Raw genomic sequence first — 20,064 nt, forward strand, 5'->3', positions numbered from 1 at the left:
AATGAAGCTGCAATTTCAATCTGATTTAACTTACCAACTCCAAGCAATTGATTCTGTTGTGAATGTTTTTCAAGGACAACCTATTCGTCAATCTAATTTTACGGTGTCATTTGGTGAAAGTGCAGGGATGATTCAAACGTCTCTAGGTATAGGGAACTTTTTAGATTTGAATGAGGATGAAATATTAAAAAATGTACAAGAAGTTCAACTTCACAACGGTTTACCTCCAAGTGAATCATTATTTGGTATGAACTTCACAGTTGAAATGGAAACAGGTACAGGGAAAACGTATGTTTATTTGCGGTCTATTTATGAATTACATCAAAAGTATGGGTTTACGAAATTTGTTATTGTAGTACCATCGGTTGCGATTCGTGAAGGGGTCTATAAATCACTACAAATTACGGAACAGCATCTAAAAGGCTTATATGAAAATCAAACATTAGAATATTTTATTTACGATTCTGACAAATTGGATCGTGTTCGCAGCTTTGCGACAGCAACGACGATTCAAGTGATGATTATCAACATCGATGCATTCCGCAAAAGCTTTGAAGATCCTGAAAAGGAAGATAAGGCAAATGTCATTCACCGCCCGAATGACCGTTTAAATGGCTATAAACCAATTGAATTCATTCAACAAACGAACCCGATTGTCATTATTGACGAGCCACAAAGCGTTGATACAACGGATAAATCAAAAGAAGCCATTTCTTCATTAAAACCTTTATGTACATTACGTTATTCAGCGACACATGTAGATAAATATAATATGATTTATCGCCTTGATGCGGTGGATGCCTATAACGAAAAATTGGTAAAAAAAATTGAAGTAATGTCCATTCGTTCGGAAGCATCCTTTAATCAGCCGTATATTAAATTGTTAGAAGTGAAAGAAAGAAAAGCAAAAGTAGAACTAGATGTCGAAACTAAAGGCAAAGTGAAACGTGCTGCCAAAACTGTAAAGTACGGGGATGATTTATTCGATATATCGGGAGAACGTGAATTATATCGAAACCATATGATTGAACAAATCGATTGGACAGAAGGAAATGAATCCATTGAAGTTGGTGGTTACTTATTAAGACTTGGTGAGGCCATTGGAGATTTCGATGATGATACCATTAAGCGATATCAAATCCATCAAACGATAGAAGAACATTTAGATAAAGAACTACGCCTAAATCCACGGGGGATTAAAGTGTTAAGTCTATTTTTCATTGATAAAGTAGCCAATTATCGAGAGTACGATAAAGATGGTAACCCGATTAAAGGGAAATATGCATTAATGTTTGAAGAAGAATATAAAAAACTGATACAAAAACCAAAATATAATACTTTATTTAAAGAAATCGATGTTGATATCGATGTAGAAAATATCCATAATGGTTATTTTGCTCAAGATAAAAAAGGTAAATTAAAAGATACAAAAGGAAATACACAAGCAGATACAGATATTTACAGCTTAATCATGAAAGATAAAGAGAAATTATTAAGTTTTAATGAACCACTTCGATTTATATTTTCTCACTCTGCTTTACGTGAAGGCTGGGATAATCCAAATGTATTCCAAATTTGTACGTTAAAAGATTCTGGTGGAACATATGTCAGTCGTAGACAGGAGATTGGACGAGGATTACGTCTTGCTGTTAACCAAAGAGGTGAACGTGAATCTGATTACAACGTCAATACGTTAACGGTTATGGCAAATGAATCCTACGAAGACTTTGTAACGAATTTACAAAATGAAATTGAAAAAGAATCAGGTATTACGTTCGGAAAAATAGAAAAGCATACATTTGCGAATTTAGCTTATGTAGATAAAGAAACTGAAGATCCTGTTCAACTAGGTTACGATTTATCGAAGAAGCTATATGAAGACTTTAAAGAAAAAGGCTATATCAATGAGAAAGATAAGGCTACATCTGTTTTAAAAGAAGCAATCGAAAGCTATGATGTTGATATTCCAGAAGAATTTGAACCGTGGAATAAAGCAATTATGATAGAGCTAAAACGGATTACAGATCGTTTGCCTATCAAAGACGGAACGAAAAAGAAAAAAGTAAAACTAAATAAGGCCATTATTGATAGTCAAGAATTTATAGAACTTTGGGACAAGATTAAATATAAAACTGTTTACTCCATTCAGTTCGATAGCGAAGAGTTAATTAAAAAAGCAATTGATAGCATTCAAAAAATGAAGAAAATTGAAAAGGTACGAGTAATTAGTCGGAAAGATGCAATCGCTTCAATGGATCGCTTAACAGGCTTGGAATCTGTCACTTTGAAAGAAGGGGTAGAGGATTACGTATCTTTACAACATACTTTGCCTGATGTCATCACAGAATTGCAAAATCGTACAAATTTAACTCGTAAAACAATTGTTCGCATCTTAGCAGGTAGCAAACGTTTAGATGACTTTAAAAACAATCCACAAAAATTCATTGATGAAGTATCAAAAATCATCTTACGAGAAATGAAATTCATTCTTCAAGATGGCATTAAATATTATAAAATGGACGAAGAATTTTATGCTGTGGAACTATTCCAATACCAAGAATTGCTAGCTTATTTAAATGATAATGCGATTGAAAGTACGAAATCCCCGTACGATCATGTTTTATATGATTCTGATATTGAAGAAAGCTTTGCAAAACGATTTGAATCAGATGAGAATGTCAAAGTGTATGTGAAGCTTCCGAATTGGTTTAAAATCGACACACCTGTAGGCAGTTACAATCCTGACTGGGCAGCAGTGATTAATAAAGACGGTGTTGAAAAGCTCTATTTCGTAATCGAAACAAAAGGGACAGATATCGAAGGATTCCTACGTCCAGAAGAACAATCAAAAATTGCATTTGCCCGAAAACATTTTGAGGCTATTAATGCAGAAGTTGCTTTTGAAGGACCAGAAAACGATGTTAGTGACTTCTTATTAAGGGCCATATCAAAGTAATTAACTAAAAGGATAATAGTGGTTAGTAATCGCTATTATCCTTTTTTTGGAAGGGGATATTAGGGAATGGAAACAAAAGTATTAAATACTATGGGTTACTTTTACAGTGGCTTATCAAAGAAAAATCAATATGATGAAAAAACAAAGCACTGTATAGAAAATACGGTAATCAATCTATTAGATACGGATACTAGTTTAAATAAACCGGGAATGCTACTCGGAAAGATTCAAAGTGGTAAAACAAGAACATTTATCGGAATTACCGCTTTATCATTTGATAATGGGTATGACGCTGCGATTGTACTAACTAAAGGAACTAGAGCTTTAGCACAGCAAACATATGAACGATTAAAGTGCGAATTTGATGAGTTTTATCGAAACGATGAGATTCAAATTCATGACATTATGAATTTGCCAGATAATTTAAGTCAATGGGAATTGGATCAAAAGCTATTACTAGTCGTTAAAAAAGAAACAAACAATTTAAAGCGCTTATTCAATGCCTTATTTGAACAATATCCTTCTTTATCTGAGAAAAAGGTTTTAATCATTGATGATGAAGCCGATTTTGCTAGTATTGGCTTTTCGAAGACCAAACAAGAAATCATTGAAATTAATGTTATTGCTGGTCAAATTGATGAAATTCGGAAAAATTTATCTGAATGTGATTTCCTTCAAGTAACAGCTACTCCTTACTCTTTGTATCTTCAACCAGATAACTTGAATATTGAAGGATCGACTAAAACTTTTACCCCAATTAGACCTGCATTTACAGAACTTGTTCCTGTTCATCAAGGATATATTGGTGGAGACTATTATTTTGAAGAAAGTGAAGATGAAGACTCCATTGCTTCACATATTTACCAGCCGATTATAGAAGATGAACTGATAGTTTTGAAAAAATCGGATCGACGTAAATTTAAAATCGAGGAGGCATTAACAAGTCATAAAATCATGTCCCTCCGTAGTGCGATTGTGAATTTTGTTGTAGGTGGAGTAATTAGAAGATTACAAGAACAAAAGAAAGGTGAGCGATTAAAGAAATATAGTTTTATTGTCCATACGGAACAGGGAAAGGCTGCGCATGAATGGCAAGAAACGATTGTAAACGAAATAAAGGAATTATTAAGAGCATCTGTAGATACAGATCCAGTTCTTTTAGGTGATTTAGTTTTAGCGTCATATAAAAACTTTGAGGAATCTATTACATTACTGGATTGTTATATGCCTTCATTCGAAGAAGTGAAATATGAAGTCACAAAGGCATTACAGAAAGACTATTTAATGATAACGAAAGTAAATTCAGAAAAGGATGTTAGTCAACTATTAGATGAAACAGGTCAGTTAAAATTGCGTACACCGCTAAATATATTTATTGGAGGGCAAATCCTTGATAGAGGAATCACAATTGGAAACTTGATTGGATTTTACTATGGGCGAAATCCGAACAAATTCCAACAGGATACGGTCTTACAACATTCACGTATGTTTGGTTACCGACCAATTGAGGATTTAGCGGTTACAAGATTTTATACGACGTTAAGAATCTATGAAGTCATGCAAAAGATGCAAGAATTTGATTCAGCACTTCGGGAAGCATTCGAAAAAGGAAGCCACGATAACGGTGTTGTATTTATACAAAAGGATGCAAAAAATCAAATTATACCGTGTTCACCTAATAAACTGTTGCTATCAAAAACAACAACGTTAAAACCATTTAAACGATTGCTGCCAATAGGATTCCAAACGGGTTACAAAACTTATATTTCAGGAGTAGTGGCTCAAATTGATCAAATAATTGCCGAAGAAAGTGGAGGTAGTGAAGAGCCGTTTTTACTTGATTTGGAAAAAGCAACTAAAATCATAAATTTCATAAAAAGCACTCATGATGATACAGCTGGTGAATCGTGGGATGAAGTTTCCTTTATTTCGAGTATGGAATATTTAGCCTTAAATACTGATAGCAATCATGCTGGACATGTTTGGTGTATTGTTAGGAAAGACAGAAATATAGGACGTATCCGTGAAGACGGCAGATATGAAGATTCCCCTGTAAGTTCTAAAGGAGAGAAGGGGGAGCTAAAGGTAGCGAGAAAAGTTGCTCATGATATACCAGCATTAATTCTTACTCGTCAAAATGGGGAAGAAGGAGAAAATAAATGGAGAGGTACTGCGTTCTGGTGGCCTGTTCTAGTGACTCCTGAGAATACAAAAACAATTATATTTTCAAGTAAATCAAATGACTAATAGTTTAGTATCTAGAATCTTTTAAATCTATATCGAAGCTAAGGTAATAGTGAGTATAGGTTTTCTAGTGCCTTCTGAAATGAGTTCAACAGATAGAGAGCTACTTATCTACTTTCACAAAAGTATCACATTTCTTAGGAATAACAAAAGCAGTAAAAGACTCTCCTTGTCCTTCGAGGGGTTGGTTGTTTACTGCTTTTATTAATGAAGAATTTGCAAAACCTAGTGGAATAGCAGGACCTGTAAAGACCGCCTGTAGTTCATCCAAATATTTTCCGCAAGTTTTCCCACAAGTGCATGTTTTTTCTTCCAATTTTAGATTAAAAACGTCCATGCAATTGGCACACATTAAAAGTTTCATCGGACTTCACCTCCTAACTGGTTACTCTTTCATATACGGCAGCAATAGTGTATATAATCCCTTTTTTTGTTCTGTGGAAAGAGCTGAGATCATTTTATTTAATTCATCATCTAGTTCTTCTTCAATATCTATCCCCTTTTTCTCATCTTCTTCAATAGCTAATAATACACTTTTCTCTTCTACTCTTTGAAAAAAATCACTCAAAGAAATACCGAACTCATCGCATATTTTTTCTAGCTGTGTAAAAGTAACCTCTTGATTTCCGCTCTCGATTCTTGAGAGGGATGGTTGGGATATATTTACGATTCTTGCAAAGTCAACCATTGTATAAGAATGATCCTTTCGCAACTTTCTAATTAGCCTTCCAACTTGTAGTAAGTTCATATATTAATCTCTCCGTCTGTTGTTTTCATTTTCATACTACATTTTTCTTGTTTTACAATCAATCTCTTTCGTGTTATTCTTTAATAGGATATATAATTATAACGAATAAAATGAGGTGGAAAAATGGTTGACGGTTTTTATAATGCTTATAGTAATCTAATTGAATCACGCTTAGCGGACATTTATAAGAGTGAAGAATACACAATTATGACTGAAACAATTTTTCATGAATTTGAACAAAAATTGGCAGCTAAAATTGGTGATTTTGGCCCGGAAGAAAGGGAAGCTTTATTCGAAGATTTTCAAACAGCTATTTTTAATCAAACACATCATCAAAACAAACACACATACCGCGTTGCGTTTAATGACGCACTAACATTTTTTATGGATACAATACTAACCCCGAAAAAATAGTCATCAGGAGGTAGCGACATGTATTTATATCAAGGGAGATTGGTTTTCGACATTGTAACCGCAGTAGAAGAAAAAAGTGAAGAAGCGCTAATGAAAAATGATGCTCACGAGAATTTAACAAATGAATTATTTGAAGAACTGCAGGCTTTTATTGAAGCGAAGGGTTATAAGGTACTTTTGATCGGTGCAAATCTGGAAAACTTCGGTAAAGCAGATCCTGCACAGTTAAAAGCACTAGAAGAAAGTAGAAAAGATGGGAATGATAAAGTAAAACGTATTTATAATAAAGCAAATATTAAATCGCATACTTTTCAAATTATAGAATAAAACTTTGAAGGGATTGATGTATTTGTCTATTTTAGGAGACTCTGAATTTGATCTATATCAAACTACGAAAGTTCGGATAAATAAAATCTTGGAAGATGGGGTAGAAGTGAAAACTAGCAAAAGTCAGCTAGGGTTTATTCCGTTCTGTAATCTGGTTGAAGACAAATATACTTTGAAAATTGGTCAATCTTTGTATGTAAGATTTTTAAGACAAGATAAGGATTATCTGTATTTTGCGGGGGAGGATTTATTTAATCCAACCCCTTCTCCATCTTCAACGAGAACATCACATTCATCTGGTCTAGAGATGTTTCTTATAAACTATCAAAGTAATATAGTTGGTGTTATAAAGTTATTCATAGCTGGACAATCAGTTATTGAAATATCCTCAAAACTAAACATGCCGCCAAAAGAAGTAGTGAAAATTATCGAGAAGTTTCAATCAGAATAATAATAAGGAAACGCTTTGCATCCGTTGAATGCAGGCGTTTTTTTGCTTTTGGTGACAAAGCTTGAGTTTTTCACTGCTCTGTGAAAAACGTATTGTGAGAAATGAATCTTTGAGAAGAGAGCAATTAGATTACTATTATGAAATTTAGAAGGTCCAAATATAAATTTTCAGGGACAAAGTTATATATCACAAATGACGTTTAAATATGTGTAACTTTGGGCTTTAAAAGGGGTATTAGTCGGCGAGAAAGGGTCATTTTTGACGTGAGAAAATGCAGTTGTATCAAGGGTTTAATTAGCATCAGGTGTATGGAGTCGTTCATAGGGATAATTGGGTATATCTACGTGTACCCAATTATCCCTATGAAACTGAAAAGAAAAGGCATCTCGTAAATACGCTAATTCTTCAAATAAAAAATACTTTATTCAGACTTTGAAAGAACTTGGATAGGAATCAAAATAAATTCCTATTTGTAACCTAATAATACCTAAGTTGAATTTGATAAAAATCTTCCTAGTACGCTATTAAAATATGATTAAATGCCGTTTAAAATATTTAAAAGAGTTTAGGAGGATTATATTATGCTTATAAAAGATATATTATTTGCATTAAATAACGGTAAAAGTGAAGGGGATTTGGCAAAAGAATTGGGAATGAGTTTGACGGTGTTTAAAAATAAATTAAGGAATGCTGCAATTGAGCTTGACGATGTGAATAAAAAATGGAACTATTATGGATCAGATGAAGAAAAATCATTAGATAGGGACATTACCAAAACTGTTAAAGTTTTAGGAGTAGATAGAGCATTTGTTGATAGACATAAACAATCAGTTGCTAAGGTAGATAATGCCGAAACGAAGGATTCCAAGTACGAATTATTTAAAGATTATATTAATATGAATAATCAAGAGTTGCTTGCGAAGAAAACATTCACGTTAACTGAAGAAATATACGATACAATCAAGGGTGTTAGTAAAAAGAATTCGATGAAAATTAATGTTCTAATAAACTTATTATTGGAGCGAGGATTACATTTTTATAATGTACCCATAGAGGGCAAAACCGCCAATAAAGGCAAAGAAATCCGTTCTGATGAAAAATAATTTAAATAAGGTGTAATGTACAAGTTGGATGCGGATTTGTATATTGCACCTTTATTTATACATAAAACAATGAATCTTTACTTTCTATTGATTACGGCCATTGAAATGTACCACCCTTGTCATAGTTTTTACCACCGAATGACAAAGAATGCACGAAAGAATGACAGACTGCTTACCGCTGCAATCCGTCTTTTGATAAAAGATATAAAACAAAGTTTAAGAATCGAAAATGTTTGATTGACCTTCAATAAGTTCAGTCTTCTGCATGATTCATTAAATGTCAGCATAGTCCATCCTATAGGCGCTATCTTGGTATTTTGTTGTGGTGCAAACCTTTGAATAATCTATTATAAGTTATATTATTCACTTTTTATGCTCACAACTACTTGTGGCTGGTTAGGGTATAATTCATTAATTAGTAGTACCAGAGCTTCATTCAATTCATATCGTGCAATTTTCCCTTTGTACTCTAAACCACGGATGTATTCAATTTCACTATCTTGGGTGTCGAATCCGTGATTCTCTCGATTTGGTAATATAGATGTAAGGTGAAGATCATGTAGCCTATCAAAAAAATTAGGAAAGCCCTCTGCTGAAAGAAACTTGTTAAAAGACTCTCTCATATGTTTCCTCATATAGGATGCTTCATTTTCAGGGTGTGTCACTTCTCTTATGGCTTTTATCGCTTCGCCATTCAAGCCCATATAAGAACATGCCTTCTCCACCGAAAATGAAATCTCATCAGTTTCACCAATGAGATATCCAACATCTACACTAAAGAAATCTGCAATTAGAAGTATAGTATCGAATTTTGGAAATCCAACTTCTCCATTTTTAATTTTGGCTCCTGTATTCATCCAACGGCTAACATCTTTTTGGCCATAACTAGTTCCATATTTATTGTTTAAGGCTTCAGCAAAGGATGCTTGAGTATATCTGCCTGCATCCATACACTCCTTTAATCTAATTTTCCAGTACGTTGCCTTTTCTTTTGATAAGTCATTCATGTTATAGATAACCTCCAATCTAGCTGGATTATATACCATTAGTAAGTCTTGAACAACCTAAAACTACGCGCTATTATTATGTTAGAAAAGCCAAAGAAACAGTAGAAAAACGGGAAAGGGAACTTTTTTCCACAAAGTAATGTATTGATATAAAACAGACTAAAGGTGGTAAATACTTTAATGATAGTCAAAGAAGTATATTTGGTATTGAAAAATAAGGGCTTCCTCGATGGCGAAAAAGGCAATTGGCCTTAATGGAACTAGGTAAGCAAGTTGGGGTCATGTGAGGAAAAAAGATAATGGAGAGGGTGGGTTCTGTAGATGCACATGGTCAGTTTTATCGTGGGATGAAAAAATAGTCAATAAATTGAAAAAGAAATAATCCAGTAGTAATTATATCTCTATTTGCAACTATGACAATCATCCACGTTGTTGGAGCAGTAAATAAAGCAATTTTGGATTCAAAGCAAATTGCAAGAAATACTAAATCAAATAGCTAAGGGTGATGAATAAAATGGAAAATAACAAAAATGAAAAAGATTATGCAGAATATAACCATGATAACAAAACTGTTAGATTTGGTAATAAGCCAGCAATTATTGTTTCAGTGTTTGCAGGTGTAACTTTACTAGGACTTGCTGGAGGAATTACGTACATAATGACTAGAAATCCAGAAGCAACAAAGGAAGTAGCAACTAAAGTATTAAAGGAAGTAACAAAACACGCAGCATAAAAATATAATTGACACCTTTGCTATGCAGTGCAAGTATAATGGTAATAGATTGGACATCAAGAGACGATCCCTTTTAGGGTGGTCGTATTTCTTATTTGACACATACTGTGCTTTAAAGTTCTTCATTAATGATTTTTCTGCTCCTTTTGAAAAGGAAAAGAAGAAGAGGTAGGGAATAAATATATTAGAAAATAGTAGAGAGGGATATGGTATGGAATTTGGTGATTTTCTTAGAAAGAATTATCATTTGGGGGACAAATCTGTAAAAGATTATATTAGTCGGTGGAACGGGATCCTTAACAAAGGTTTATATAATGGAGAAACGGAACTGACTCCTTCTTTGATAGCATCTGTTGATAGGGAGTATCCAGAAGACTCTCATTACCGCCTCACACTTAAACGATATATTGAATTCCAAAACAAACAGAAAGAAAATAGAGGGGGAAAAAACTATGGGTGAAAGATTTCCTGATGTTGATTGGCATTGTGATCGTTGCAATGCATATTTAAATAGTCAGTCAGGGTTTGATGATCATAAGTATATTTGGAAATGTACAGAATGTGGTCATAAAAATAGCATCTCAGCATCTAATGTGTATGAATCCGAAGAAGATTACAGAAGTGGCAATAATTATTAATCATAATTGTAGAGAAACATAGGTTGCCATAAGTTCATGAATTTGACTAATTGCACCGATAAACTTACGGACTGTTCAGTGAACTTTGGTCGAGAAGTTGTTATTACTTTCGTGATGAAAGAAAACTTAGAGTATGCTGTTAAGGGAAATTGTATTATAAATAGATAAAAATATTTGAGTTATGTTGTCTTTAATGCAATACAAATAAGGACCAACAGTCCCACTAGTCTGCAACAGCCGTGGAATTTGTTTTAGATTATTTCGAAAGATTTTACTAATTTGTTTTGCTGCGCATTACAACGATACTATTCATTAGAAAATGATATTCCACAATCCGTGATTGCGGAAGACCAAAAGCATAAATTCTCGGTGTAAATATTGAGGATTTATGCTTTTTACTTCTAAATCGTTGACGTTTTTCTATTGGCAAATACTTTGACAGCAAGTGGTAAATTTCGTGGCAACTGCTGGTAAAAAACATGTCACAGATAGGTACATTCTTGACTGTAATCATCCTAATGCTTAAAGAAAATATCATCATTTTTATAAAACATTTTCTAAACATCTGTTCGCCAGAAATATAATATTCCATGTAGCTGATCAATACTATGGATTATCAAAGAAGTGTTTCAAAAAAAGTATTTTTGCTAATGCTATTAAAATATTAAAATCTTAATAATATAATATTTAAGATTTCGCAATAAGGTAGTGAATCCTTAAAGGAGAATGATAATTAATAAAATTACGGACATTGTCTGTTTAGACCTTGCGTAATACTAAATCGATAAAACGATGGAAAAACAAGTACAGAATTTAATAACTAATAAACAAGGGAAACCCCCAATGAGCTTGGAAAAGAAGATGCAAAGCATATCTTCGTTTTCAGGTTTGTTGGGGGTTGTTTTAATTTAGGAGGAATATTAATGGAGAAATCAAACTCTATAGAAAGAAAGAAGACAAGTATAGGAAATAGTATTGGGTTGTATTGCGAGCTGCTGATGGCCCTTAATACTGATTCGAATATATTAATAAATAATAAAGAAAACTTTTACTATTTGGAAGGTAAAGGGAATAATGGCGTTTCTAGGGAAGATCCGTTATCAAACTTCATTATCGAACCGCTTTATTTTACTAAAAGTAAGAAGGGTTTAACAAAGTTTATATTAAAGTTTATCTCTAACAATTATTCAAGGGTAGTTGAGCTAGATGGTGAAACCTTAGCGATTAATCATTCTTTTAAGAAGTTTTGTATAAATCAAGGCAAATTTAATTGGAAAGGTAAGCAGCATCATTTAGACGATTTAATCGATTTTATTATGGTTGGGGCTTCAAAAGAAATCACTATGATACCCTATATAGGCTGGAATTCAAAAGAGGAAATTTGGATTTTCCCTACCCATGCATACTCTCAAGCAAATGTTTATTTTCCTAATAATGATGGGATTTTTGAAATTGACAACAGTTATTTCAAGCTAGAGGTAGATAAGGATGATGAATATTTCATCCAACCGCATATTTCAACTGAGCCATCTAAGAAGGAAATTGTTGAATACTTTAGAGATTTGAAAAAGCTGTATAAGGATTATTCATATCTAGGTTTTGGATATATAGCAAGTTCATTTCATGTTGACGCTATTACTGAAAAAACGGACTTTTTCCCATTTTTATATACTCACGGGAAAGCTGGACATGGAAAAAGCGCATTTATTAATATTATCTCTAAATTTTCGGGGATGAAGGTATCACTAACAAATCCTCCATCTTTAGATGGATTAAGAAAAGGTATTAGTGGAAAAGCAAGTCTTCCGTTTATTATCGATGAAGCAGAAGATAAAAATGATAGGTCACGTGGGAGAGATTTCTTTAAATATTTGTCCGATACTATAAAGGTTATTTACATGCGTTCTATATTAAAAAGAGGACATAAAGATGAAGAAAGATTGGTTTATTATCCGACAAGAGGTACGTTATTTTTAGGTGGAGAGGTGTTGACTAGTGTTGCATCAATCATACAACGTTCCATTCTTATTGATTCTTCCAAAATTACTAAGAATGAAGATGTATATAAGAAAGTTAAGGACAGTCAAATGCCTTTTTGGATTGGTCAATTTCTTATGCGAACTTCTCATGTATGGCAATCATATTTATTAGACTTATATGATGAAATTACAGCTTATTTTATAAAACAGGGGTGGACAAATATCGATGTCCGTATACGCTGCAACTATGCTATATTCTTAGCTGGTGCTTTAGCTGCCATTAAACATTTGAATAATTTTTTTGAAATGGAGCTAATTTCGGAAGATGAGTTGAAAACTATATATCTTTTTATATATGAAGAAATGAAGGAAACAAAAAGAGCGACGGAAAGTGATCATCCGTCAATGCAATTCTTAATGAAAATTGGATTACTTGCGAATAAAGGTGTTATAAATAAAGACATTGATTATAAGTGTATCAAGCAGAAGGATGGCCATGTTTATTTGTATTTAGCTCCTTCTAACGTCATAGAAGCATACAAGAGTAATGAAAAGACTCCGTTTTATACAACGAGCCATAAAGCAATTAAAGACATTCAAAATCAATCGTTTTTTGGGGGGACTCGAAAACTTCGTATTGGACAAAGTCAGCCTACTGCATGGATTATACAGCTTACTCACCCTAATAACCCAGAGTTAATTAAGGAGGGGATAATACATCCCGATCTACCGGATACAATGGTTTATTTTTATAATTAATCCGTGTAGTTTAGTCTTGTTCCAAAAATTTAAGAACAATTGGAACAAAAGAATTTCAGCAATATCAAGGTTTCCGAAGGCATTGTTCTATTGCTCCCAAAATTTTTGTTTAGTGCTGCCGTATATATTAGATTTATTTAAAAGGCAAATAGTTAAATTTTTGCTTAATATTCAATAAACTATTGGAAGTTTGGAACAAAATTAATAAAAAGTAATAAAACCCTAATAACACGTGGGTTTACGGTTATTTTTATGTTCCAAAGACGATTAAAATTCGGAACATAATTGGAACTTTTAGTGTTCCGATTGGATATTCCGTAGTCGATGCATGGTCGTTCGTTTTTTCAAAGTAATGAGATAACGTGAATCTGTTTACAAGTCATCTCTTATGAACCTTCGGAAACTAGAAACTAACGTAAATAATTTTTTATAGAGTATTAAAATACAGTTTTATTTGAACTAAACTGATTTTATATTAATAACTCAACTTTCGCACCAATAAAGTAGGTGATCAATGTTGATTGTTAAAGGCCTACGGCCTTTTCATTATGTTACTTGACAATGTTAATGAAAAATGAAAAGCACCTCAATCTTTTGGTATAGTGTAATTGACGAGAAAACACTACCATACAGAAGAGGTGCTCCCTATATGATAGACCAAAATAGCCAATATAATCAACTACCAAATGAACTTGATTCTGTTTTTTCTGAGCTTGAAATGTATAAACATCTACGCCAGGCGGGAATTAAAAAATCTTTTGGTTTCAGCTGTTCCTACTTATTTCAGCTCGTTTTCTGTTTGATTTTCCAACATAAAAATTGGTTTTCTATTCTTGATTCAAAGAAGGCCGATAAGTATCCAGCCAAGGACGCTGTTTATCGTTTTTTAAATCAATCAACATTCAATTGGCGCCGTTTCCTACTGCTATTAAGCACCTTTACAATTAAGAAAGTTAGTCGTCTTACTGACAAAAGTCGCCCAAAGGTATTCATTTTTGATGATTCCGCTTATGATCGAAATCGTAGTAAAAAGGTTGAGTTACTTTCACGTTGCTTTGATCATGCATCCCTCAAAATGCGTTTCTATAAGGGTTTTCGTATGTTGACTATGGGCTGGTCTGATGGACATACATTTATGCCAATCGACTTTTCATTGGTTAGTTCTAAAAACGCTCAAATCAATGGAATCTCCGAACATATAGACAAACGCACATGCGGTTATAAACGTCGAGAAAATGCACTACAAACCTTGCCTGAACAAATCCCTGACATGATAAGACGCGCGTTAGATAGTGGAATAGAAGCCAGTTATGTCCTAATGGATTCTTGGTTTACCTTGCCACCTCTTGTCAAAAACATTGTTGATCAAGGATTAGACGTAATCGGCATGGTCAAAGAAACAAAACAGCGTTACAACGTTAGCGGAGAGATGGTTTCTTTAAAACAGCTTTACCGCCTAGCTGTGCCTGTTCAATCAAAGAAAGGAATTCTTCGTTCCATCCATACAACTATGGCTAATGGAACATCAGTAAAAGTTGTATTTATTCGAAACAGAAACAAGAAAAGTGAATGGCTAGCCATCCTCAGCACCGACTGCACTCTTTCAGAACAAGACATCGTCCGAATCTATGGAATGCGTTGGGATATTGAGGTTTTCTTTAAGACGGCTAAATCACTCTTGAAACTTGAAAAAGAGTTCCAAAGTCGTTCATACGATGCACTGATTAGCCATACAACTATTGTGTTTGCTCGTTTTATCGTGCTATCTTGGCAAAATCGCTGCAACACCGATCAACGCACAATAGGAGGTCTGTTTTACGAATTATGTGACGAAGTCAATGAACTTGATTGGGCCGTAGCTTTACAACAGTTAATTGAGCTTCTTCAAGATGCGCTAGAACAAACAAATAAGAAAATCAAAAAGTTAATTCAAAGTCAACTGGAGCAGTGGATCTCTAGCCTTCCTAATTATATCAAGGCTTATTTGCCGATTTCACTCTGCGAAAGTTGAGTTAATAAAATAAGGGAAAGCCCCATCAAATAAAATGCACGATTTCATACTGTGCGTATTTATTTGACGGGGTTTTTTCTATTAAACAATTAAATTTGAAAGGTGGAAATCAGTGTGTTTAGTGAAAAATACTCTTTATATTTTATTGATGAGTGTCATGAAGGGAACTATGAAAAAATGTTAAAAGATTTTCGGTCAGCAGAACAATTGAGCGATTATCGTTGTGCGATTTATATTATTTCTCTACCGGAAATTTATAGTAGAATTGATGGGATCGCAGGTAGTGAACAACCTCTTGAATGGGTTTATGCTGTGAAAGGGAAATATATAGAAATGTATGATGAAGAAACTGATGAAGAATATCTAGAATATTATTTTGAAGTATTACGGGAAAAAGATGGTTCCTCTGATTACAGCGATGCATATTATTCCTTGCCTGCATCGTACAAGACAATAGTTAATATCGTAGAAGTGTTATTTACCGATAGGCATAAGGCATTTCGAATAATGGATGCTATTACAGACTTTGATGATAGCCTTTTTGAAGTATTAATTCAAGCATTAAAAATCCGGAGGGAAAAAGACGCTGAATTGTTCTCGATTTTATAATAGTTTTAAGTAATCAATAAAACTTAATAAGTATTTGATTGAATAACCGAAAGTCAGAAATTGAAAACTTTTAATATTAGTTTCGCAGATACTTAAATCAATGTTAATTGTATTTACTAGTGAAAAAGAAGCTCATTTTATGGGCTTTTTATTTGTGTGTAATTTGTTGTACATTGAGCCGCTCCCTTTCCAGTTAGAATACCGTCTTGATATGGTGTGAGAGGCATGATAGGCTTGTTGCTAATTGAAATAACCATGATGTGTCGATTTCGATAGTCAAATCATGCCTCTAATGGCTCCGTATCATGACATTACAGATTTTCTAATTGCAAAATCAATAGTGGTTTAAGATGAGATGATGTAATCGGAGTGGCTCAAAATCCAATGAGCAAATACATTTGTCGCCAATCAATTAATTTATAAATTACTTGTTATAGAGACAGAATATGAAAAAAAGAACCTTAAAATTTTTATCGGAATTTGTAGATTATTAGATTTAGTATTTGGTAAGATTTTCTTATAAGGACACTACTTCTCTGAAAGGTTGGTTAATATGAGGTTTAATTCAATATATATCAAAGGATTTAGAAACTTTGAAGAAATAAGTTTAGATTTAACTAATCGGAATGTAATATTTGGGTTAAATGATATTGGTAAAACCAATTTTTTGGGTGCGCTGAGGTTTTTACTTGATAGAGACTTTAGAAAATATGGATTTGTAGATACTGATTTTTTTAATAAGAAAATTGATGGTGAAATAAATATTATCTTAGAGGTAAATATTGAGGATGAGTCTAGTGAAGATAATAAAAAGATTTATACTGCAATGAAGGGTGCAATACCATCTGATGCAAAAGTAGTATTCTTTCAATTAAAGGCTAAATACAATCCTGAAACACTTAGGGGAGAACCTGAGTTATTTTGGGGGTCAGACAAGAATAATTTAGATGCAATCCCTAGTAATCAATCTTTTTATGAGGTAGATAGGTTATTTAACGTAGTTTATATTGATTCGTCAATAAAAATGGATAATGAATTTAGGAGATACACAAGAGAAATTCTTAGAGCAGACACAAGTTTAGATGAAACAGAAAGAAAAAAGGTTAATCTACACATAGGAAATTTAAATAAAAGTATTGGTAGACTAAAAAGTATTAAGAAGTTTGAAAGTGATTTAGTAAAGGAATATAAAAGATTTCGAGATGAAAAGAATTTAAAAATCTCTATCCAGTCGGAAATCGAGTTGAGTAATATTCACTCAAAATTAACACCGTATATATTAAATGAGGATTCTGAAACTTATCCGACTGGTGGGGATGGTAGAAAAAAAATCTTAGCTTATACATTATTGGCTTTAGAAAACAGAAGAAATGAAGATAAAAAAATTAATATTTTTTTGATTGAAGAGTTAGAGAATCATCTTCACCGTTCTATGCAGATTGCACTCTCATACCAATTATTTAGTGATGGTATTTTTAAATACTTATTTATCACCACACATTCATCATTAATTGTGAGTCAAATGGATGATGTAAATCTCATTAAACTATTTAAAGACAAAAAGGTGAATGCAAAATCTTATACATATGTAGTTCCAGATAACTATAAGAAGGTAAAACATAAACTAAATGAAAATTTATCTGAAGCAATATTTGCAGACGTGGTTTTATTAGTTGAGGGGCCATCAGAAAAAGTTCTCTTTGAAAGAATTCTAAGAGAAAAGCATGAAAGATATGAGAGTTTCGGAGGGTACATCCTTCAAGTAGATGGAATAGATTTTAGTGAATATTACAGAGTTCTATCAAGTTTGGGGATAAAAGTCATAGTAAAAACTGATAACGACTTAAAACTTAATAAGAAAAAAAGCGAATGTAATCTTTTGGGATTAAATAGAGGGTTATCAATAGTAGGTTCTCCTAATAAGCCTAATAAATTGGGTATTGATGTTTATAAATATGAAAATGACCCTGAATATAAGAAAGCGTTACAAAAAAGTCTTTATGATAAGGATTATAGTGTAGAATTTAAGGAGTTAAGAAATAAAGGTGTTTATATTTCACGTATAGATTTAGAAAATGACCTGTATGAAATAATTCCTAATCAAATGGATCTACTTGCAAAGAATAATCATTCAAGGAAAAATGGAGTTGATTTCTTACAAACAGCTAAGATGATTAACATGATAGAACTTTGTAAGACATTAAACTCTAGACATTGTAAATCTATAGTTAACCATGAGTATTTTGGTTGTATAAAGGAGTTGATAGAATCATGCGCCCAGTAGATATTGATATTCGAGACCAGATTCTAAATATAAATGGAAATATTGTTATAAGTGCTAGTGCAGGAACAGGGAAAACTTATACAACTGTTAATAGAATTATACGAGATGTTAATAATGTGAATAACTATCAAACTTTTGCTGCTATCACATTTACTCGAAAAGCAGCAAAAGAAATTAAAGATAGACTAGGAATAAATAAAGGTACTGGGTTTATAGGAACAAACGATAATTTTGTACTAACCGAAATAATTCAACCATTTATGTATGATGTTTATGGTAATGAATTTAAGAAAGAGATATTTCCCGACTATTCAAATCAAAATATGATTAATAAATTTGATGAAGGGGTTGGTAAAATTAGAGAAGATGGTTATTTGTGTAAGTATGATAATAACCATAAAAATTTTGCATTTCAGTTAGGTCTTGATATACTTAAAAATTCAGCTTCAGCTAGAAGGTATCTAAAATCAAAATACTTTAGATTATATATTGATGAATATCAAGATTGTGATGTAGACATGCATAATTTATTTATATATATCTCTGATAATCTTAAAATACCATTATTTCTTGTTGGTGATATTAAGCAATCTATCTATGGATGGAGAGGTGCTTATAGTGATGGATTCAAGGACCTTATGAAAAGAGATGACTTCCACACGTTTAACCTATGGCATAACTTTCGTTCTAACCAACCTATTCAAAATTACTCGAATATATTCATGGAAGAAGCAAGAAATAATTATAATGTTTGTGAATTTAATAGTGAGGTGCAGTTGATTGTATACACTAATGAGAATGATGCACTTGATTATATTGAAAATTGGTTAAATAAAGACCAAAAATGCTCTTTCCTAAATTATAGAAGAGACACTGCTGAGGACTGGAGTAACTTATTAAAAGAACGAGAAATAGAGTTTGTTTACTTACCACATTCCCCTCTAGACAATGGTGATTTGGAAAGTGAACACGTATGGATAGCTAGAATGCTAGCCTCATATCTTCTTGAGGATAGATATAACGAATACGATGTTCTTTTAGAAATACCAATGCCCGATGCCTTTGAAATAAGAAAAATTAGAAGCTTACTACTGAAGGTTAAACAAAATCTACTAAATAAAAGTGATTTTTATAATAGTTGTATAGAATTCTATAGGTATTTAGGTTACAGCAGCTTGAATGAGAAAATGAGTAATGAAATTAATATATTATATACCGTGATTTCTGATCAGAGATATATTCCATATTATAACGCAGAAAAATACAGACAAACTACATCTACTATACACTCATCTAAAGGACTAGAATTCGAACAAGTTATTATTAATGGTAACGAATATAATTTTCGTAATGAAAATGATAGATATTTACATTATGTGGCAGTTTCACGCCCTAAAAATAGACTTTTAATTTTGCTAAAGAACGACTATAGAGGAAAAAAGTACTTAGAAGAAATTGAAAATGTGGTTATCGAAACTCAAAAACTAGGTTTTCGAATTAATACTCCTGATATTATAGAAATGATTGATCTAACTAAAAGTAAACTAGAGGTTCCTTAAAAAACTATGGTGGTTTTATTTTCTAAATGATGAAGATCCTAATAAAATCACAAGATTTTATCAAAGCTATTAAAAGGGTCAACGAAAAGCAATAAAGATTTAACAGATTAGGAAAATGATGCACCACTACATCTCATTTTTTGTATGTTTTCCTACCGTCAGTACTCGACACATGTGGAGGCAGTTGCTAAGTTGGTTTTGAAATTGTAACAAAAAAATAAACTCTTCCGAACCATAATAAA

Annotated in this window: 17 protein-coding genes; 14 read left to right on the top strand and 3 right to left on the bottom strand. The window is 32.7% G+C overall.

Translation table 11 applies throughout. The features are described from left to right. Nucleotide 1 precedes the first annotated feature (1 nt). Together F7888_RS13790 and F7888_RS13795 are read left to right on the top strand one after the other, a co-directional pair. Nucleotides 2-2,956, top strand: coding sequence for a type III restriction-modification system endonuclease (locus tag F7888_RS13790; RefSeq protein WP_191780305.1), 2,955 nt, complete (start codon nucleotides 2-4; stop codon nucleotides 2,954-2,956). A gap of 66 nt (nucleotides 2,957-3,022) precedes the next feature. After that, entirely contained in the window at nucleotides 3,023-5,203 is a 2,181-nt protein-coding gene (locus tag F7888_RS13795) for a Z1 domain-containing protein (RefSeq protein WP_191780307.1), read from the top strand. A 100-nt stretch (nucleotides 5,204-5,303) separates the two neighbouring features. Here the strand turns inward: F7888_RS13795 and F7888_RS13800 are convergent, their stop codons facing one another. After that, a complete protein-coding gene (locus F7888_RS13800) occupies nucleotides 5,304-5,564 on the bottom strand; it encodes a hypothetical protein (protein WP_191780308.1) in 261 nt (86 codons plus the stop codon). A gap of 21 nt (nucleotides 5,565-5,585) precedes the next feature. Next, complete coding sequence (locus F7888_RS13805; protein ID WP_191780311.1) at nucleotides 5,586-5,948, bottom strand: helix-turn-helix domain-containing protein; 363 nt, start codon at nucleotides 5,946-5,948, stop codon at nucleotides 5,586-5,588. A gap of 123 nt (nucleotides 5,949-6,071) precedes the next feature. Between F7888_RS13805 and F7888_RS13810 the strand changes: the two genes are divergently transcribed. The 4 genes from F7888_RS13810 to F7888_RS13825 all read left to right on the top strand — a co-directional run bounded on the left by F7888_RS13810 (nucleotide 6,072) and on the right by F7888_RS13825 (nucleotide 8,243). Further along, nucleotides 6,072-6,362: a hypothetical protein gene (locus F7888_RS13810; RefSeq protein WP_191780313.1), complete on the top strand. Its 291-nt coding sequence runs from the start codon at nucleotides 6,072-6,074 to the stop codon at nucleotides 6,360-6,362. A gap of 18 nt (nucleotides 6,363-6,380) precedes the next feature. Further along, entirely contained in the window at nucleotides 6,381-6,689 is a 309-nt protein-coding gene (locus tag F7888_RS13815) for a hypothetical protein (RefSeq protein WP_191780315.1), read from the top strand. A 22-nt stretch (nucleotides 6,690-6,711) separates the two neighbouring features. Beyond that, nucleotides 6,712-7,140, top strand: coding sequence for a hypothetical protein (locus F7888_RS13820; RefSeq protein WP_191780317.1), 429 nt, complete (start codon nucleotides 6,712-6,714; stop codon nucleotides 7,138-7,140). 581 nt (nucleotides 7,141-7,721) lie between these two features. Then, a complete protein-coding gene (locus F7888_RS13825) occupies nucleotides 7,722-8,243 on the top strand; it encodes a hypothetical protein (RefSeq protein ID WP_191780319.1) in 522 nt (173 codons plus the stop codon). Between the two features lie 359 nt (nucleotides 8,244-8,602). Here the strand turns inward: F7888_RS13825 and F7888_RS13830 are convergent, their stop codons facing one another. Further along, nucleotides 8,603-9,250, bottom strand: coding sequence for a helix-turn-helix domain-containing protein (locus F7888_RS13830; protein ID WP_191780321.1), 648 nt, complete (start codon nucleotides 9,248-9,250; stop codon nucleotides 8,603-8,605). A gap of 514 nt (nucleotides 9,251-9,764) precedes the next feature. Here F7888_RS13830 and F7888_RS13835 point away from each other — a divergent pair. From F7888_RS13835 to F7888_RS13870, 8 genes are all read left to right on the top strand, one after another. Beyond that, nucleotides 9,765-9,983, top strand: a complete 219-nt coding sequence (locus tag F7888_RS13835; protein ID WP_191780323.1) for a hypothetical protein — start codon at nucleotides 9,765-9,767, stop codon at nucleotides 9,981-9,983. A gap of 211 nt (nucleotides 9,984-10,194) precedes the next feature. Further along, nucleotides 10,195-10,443, top strand: coding sequence for a hypothetical protein (locus F7888_RS13840; protein ID WP_010026693.1), 249 nt, complete (start codon nucleotides 10,195-10,197; stop codon nucleotides 10,441-10,443). Beyond that, on the top strand, nucleotides 10,436-10,621 hold the full coding sequence (locus F7888_RS13845) for a Sec23/Sec24 zinc finger-containing protein (RefSeq protein ID WP_191780325.1): 186 nt from the start codon (nucleotides 10,436-10,438) through the stop codon (nucleotides 10,619-10,621). The genes F7888_RS13840 and F7888_RS13845 overlap by 8 nt, the downstream gene beginning before the upstream one ends. Before the next feature lie 923 nt (nucleotides 10,622-11,544). Beyond that, complete coding sequence (locus F7888_RS13850) at nucleotides 11,545-13,359, top strand: hypothetical protein (RefSeq protein ID WP_191780327.1); 1,815 nt, start codon at nucleotides 11,545-11,547, stop codon at nucleotides 13,357-13,359. A 649-nt stretch (nucleotides 13,360-14,008) separates the two neighbouring features. Next, nucleotides 14,009-15,370: an IS4 family transposase gene (locus F7888_RS13855; protein WP_191780401.1), complete on the top strand. Its 1,362-nt coding sequence runs from the start codon at nucleotides 14,009-14,011 to the stop codon at nucleotides 15,368-15,370. A 114-nt stretch (nucleotides 15,371-15,484) separates the two neighbouring features. Next, nucleotides 15,485-15,979, top strand: coding sequence for a DUF2538 family protein (locus F7888_RS13860; RefSeq protein ID WP_191780329.1), 495 nt, complete (start codon nucleotides 15,485-15,487; stop codon nucleotides 15,977-15,979). Between the two features lie 553 nt (nucleotides 15,980-16,532). Continuing rightward, entirely contained in the window at nucleotides 16,533-18,263 is a 1,731-nt protein-coding gene (locus tag F7888_RS13865; protein WP_191780331.1) for an ATP-dependent nuclease, read from the top strand. Next, nucleotides 18,251-19,822 (top strand): UvrD-helicase domain-containing protein, encoded by a 1,572-nt coding sequence (locus F7888_RS13870; RefSeq protein ID WP_191780333.1) that lies wholly within the window; start codon nucleotides 18,251-18,253, stop codon nucleotides 19,820-19,822. Before F7888_RS13865 ends, F7888_RS13870 begins: the two co-directional genes overlap by 13 nt. Nucleotides 19,823-20,064: the final 242 nt, after the last annotated feature.

It is taken from the genome of Litchfieldia stipae (assembly GCF_014837155.1).
In the GTDB taxonomy this organism is placed as follows: domain Bacteria; phylum Bacillota; class Bacilli; order Bacillales; family Bacillaceae_L; genus Litchfieldia.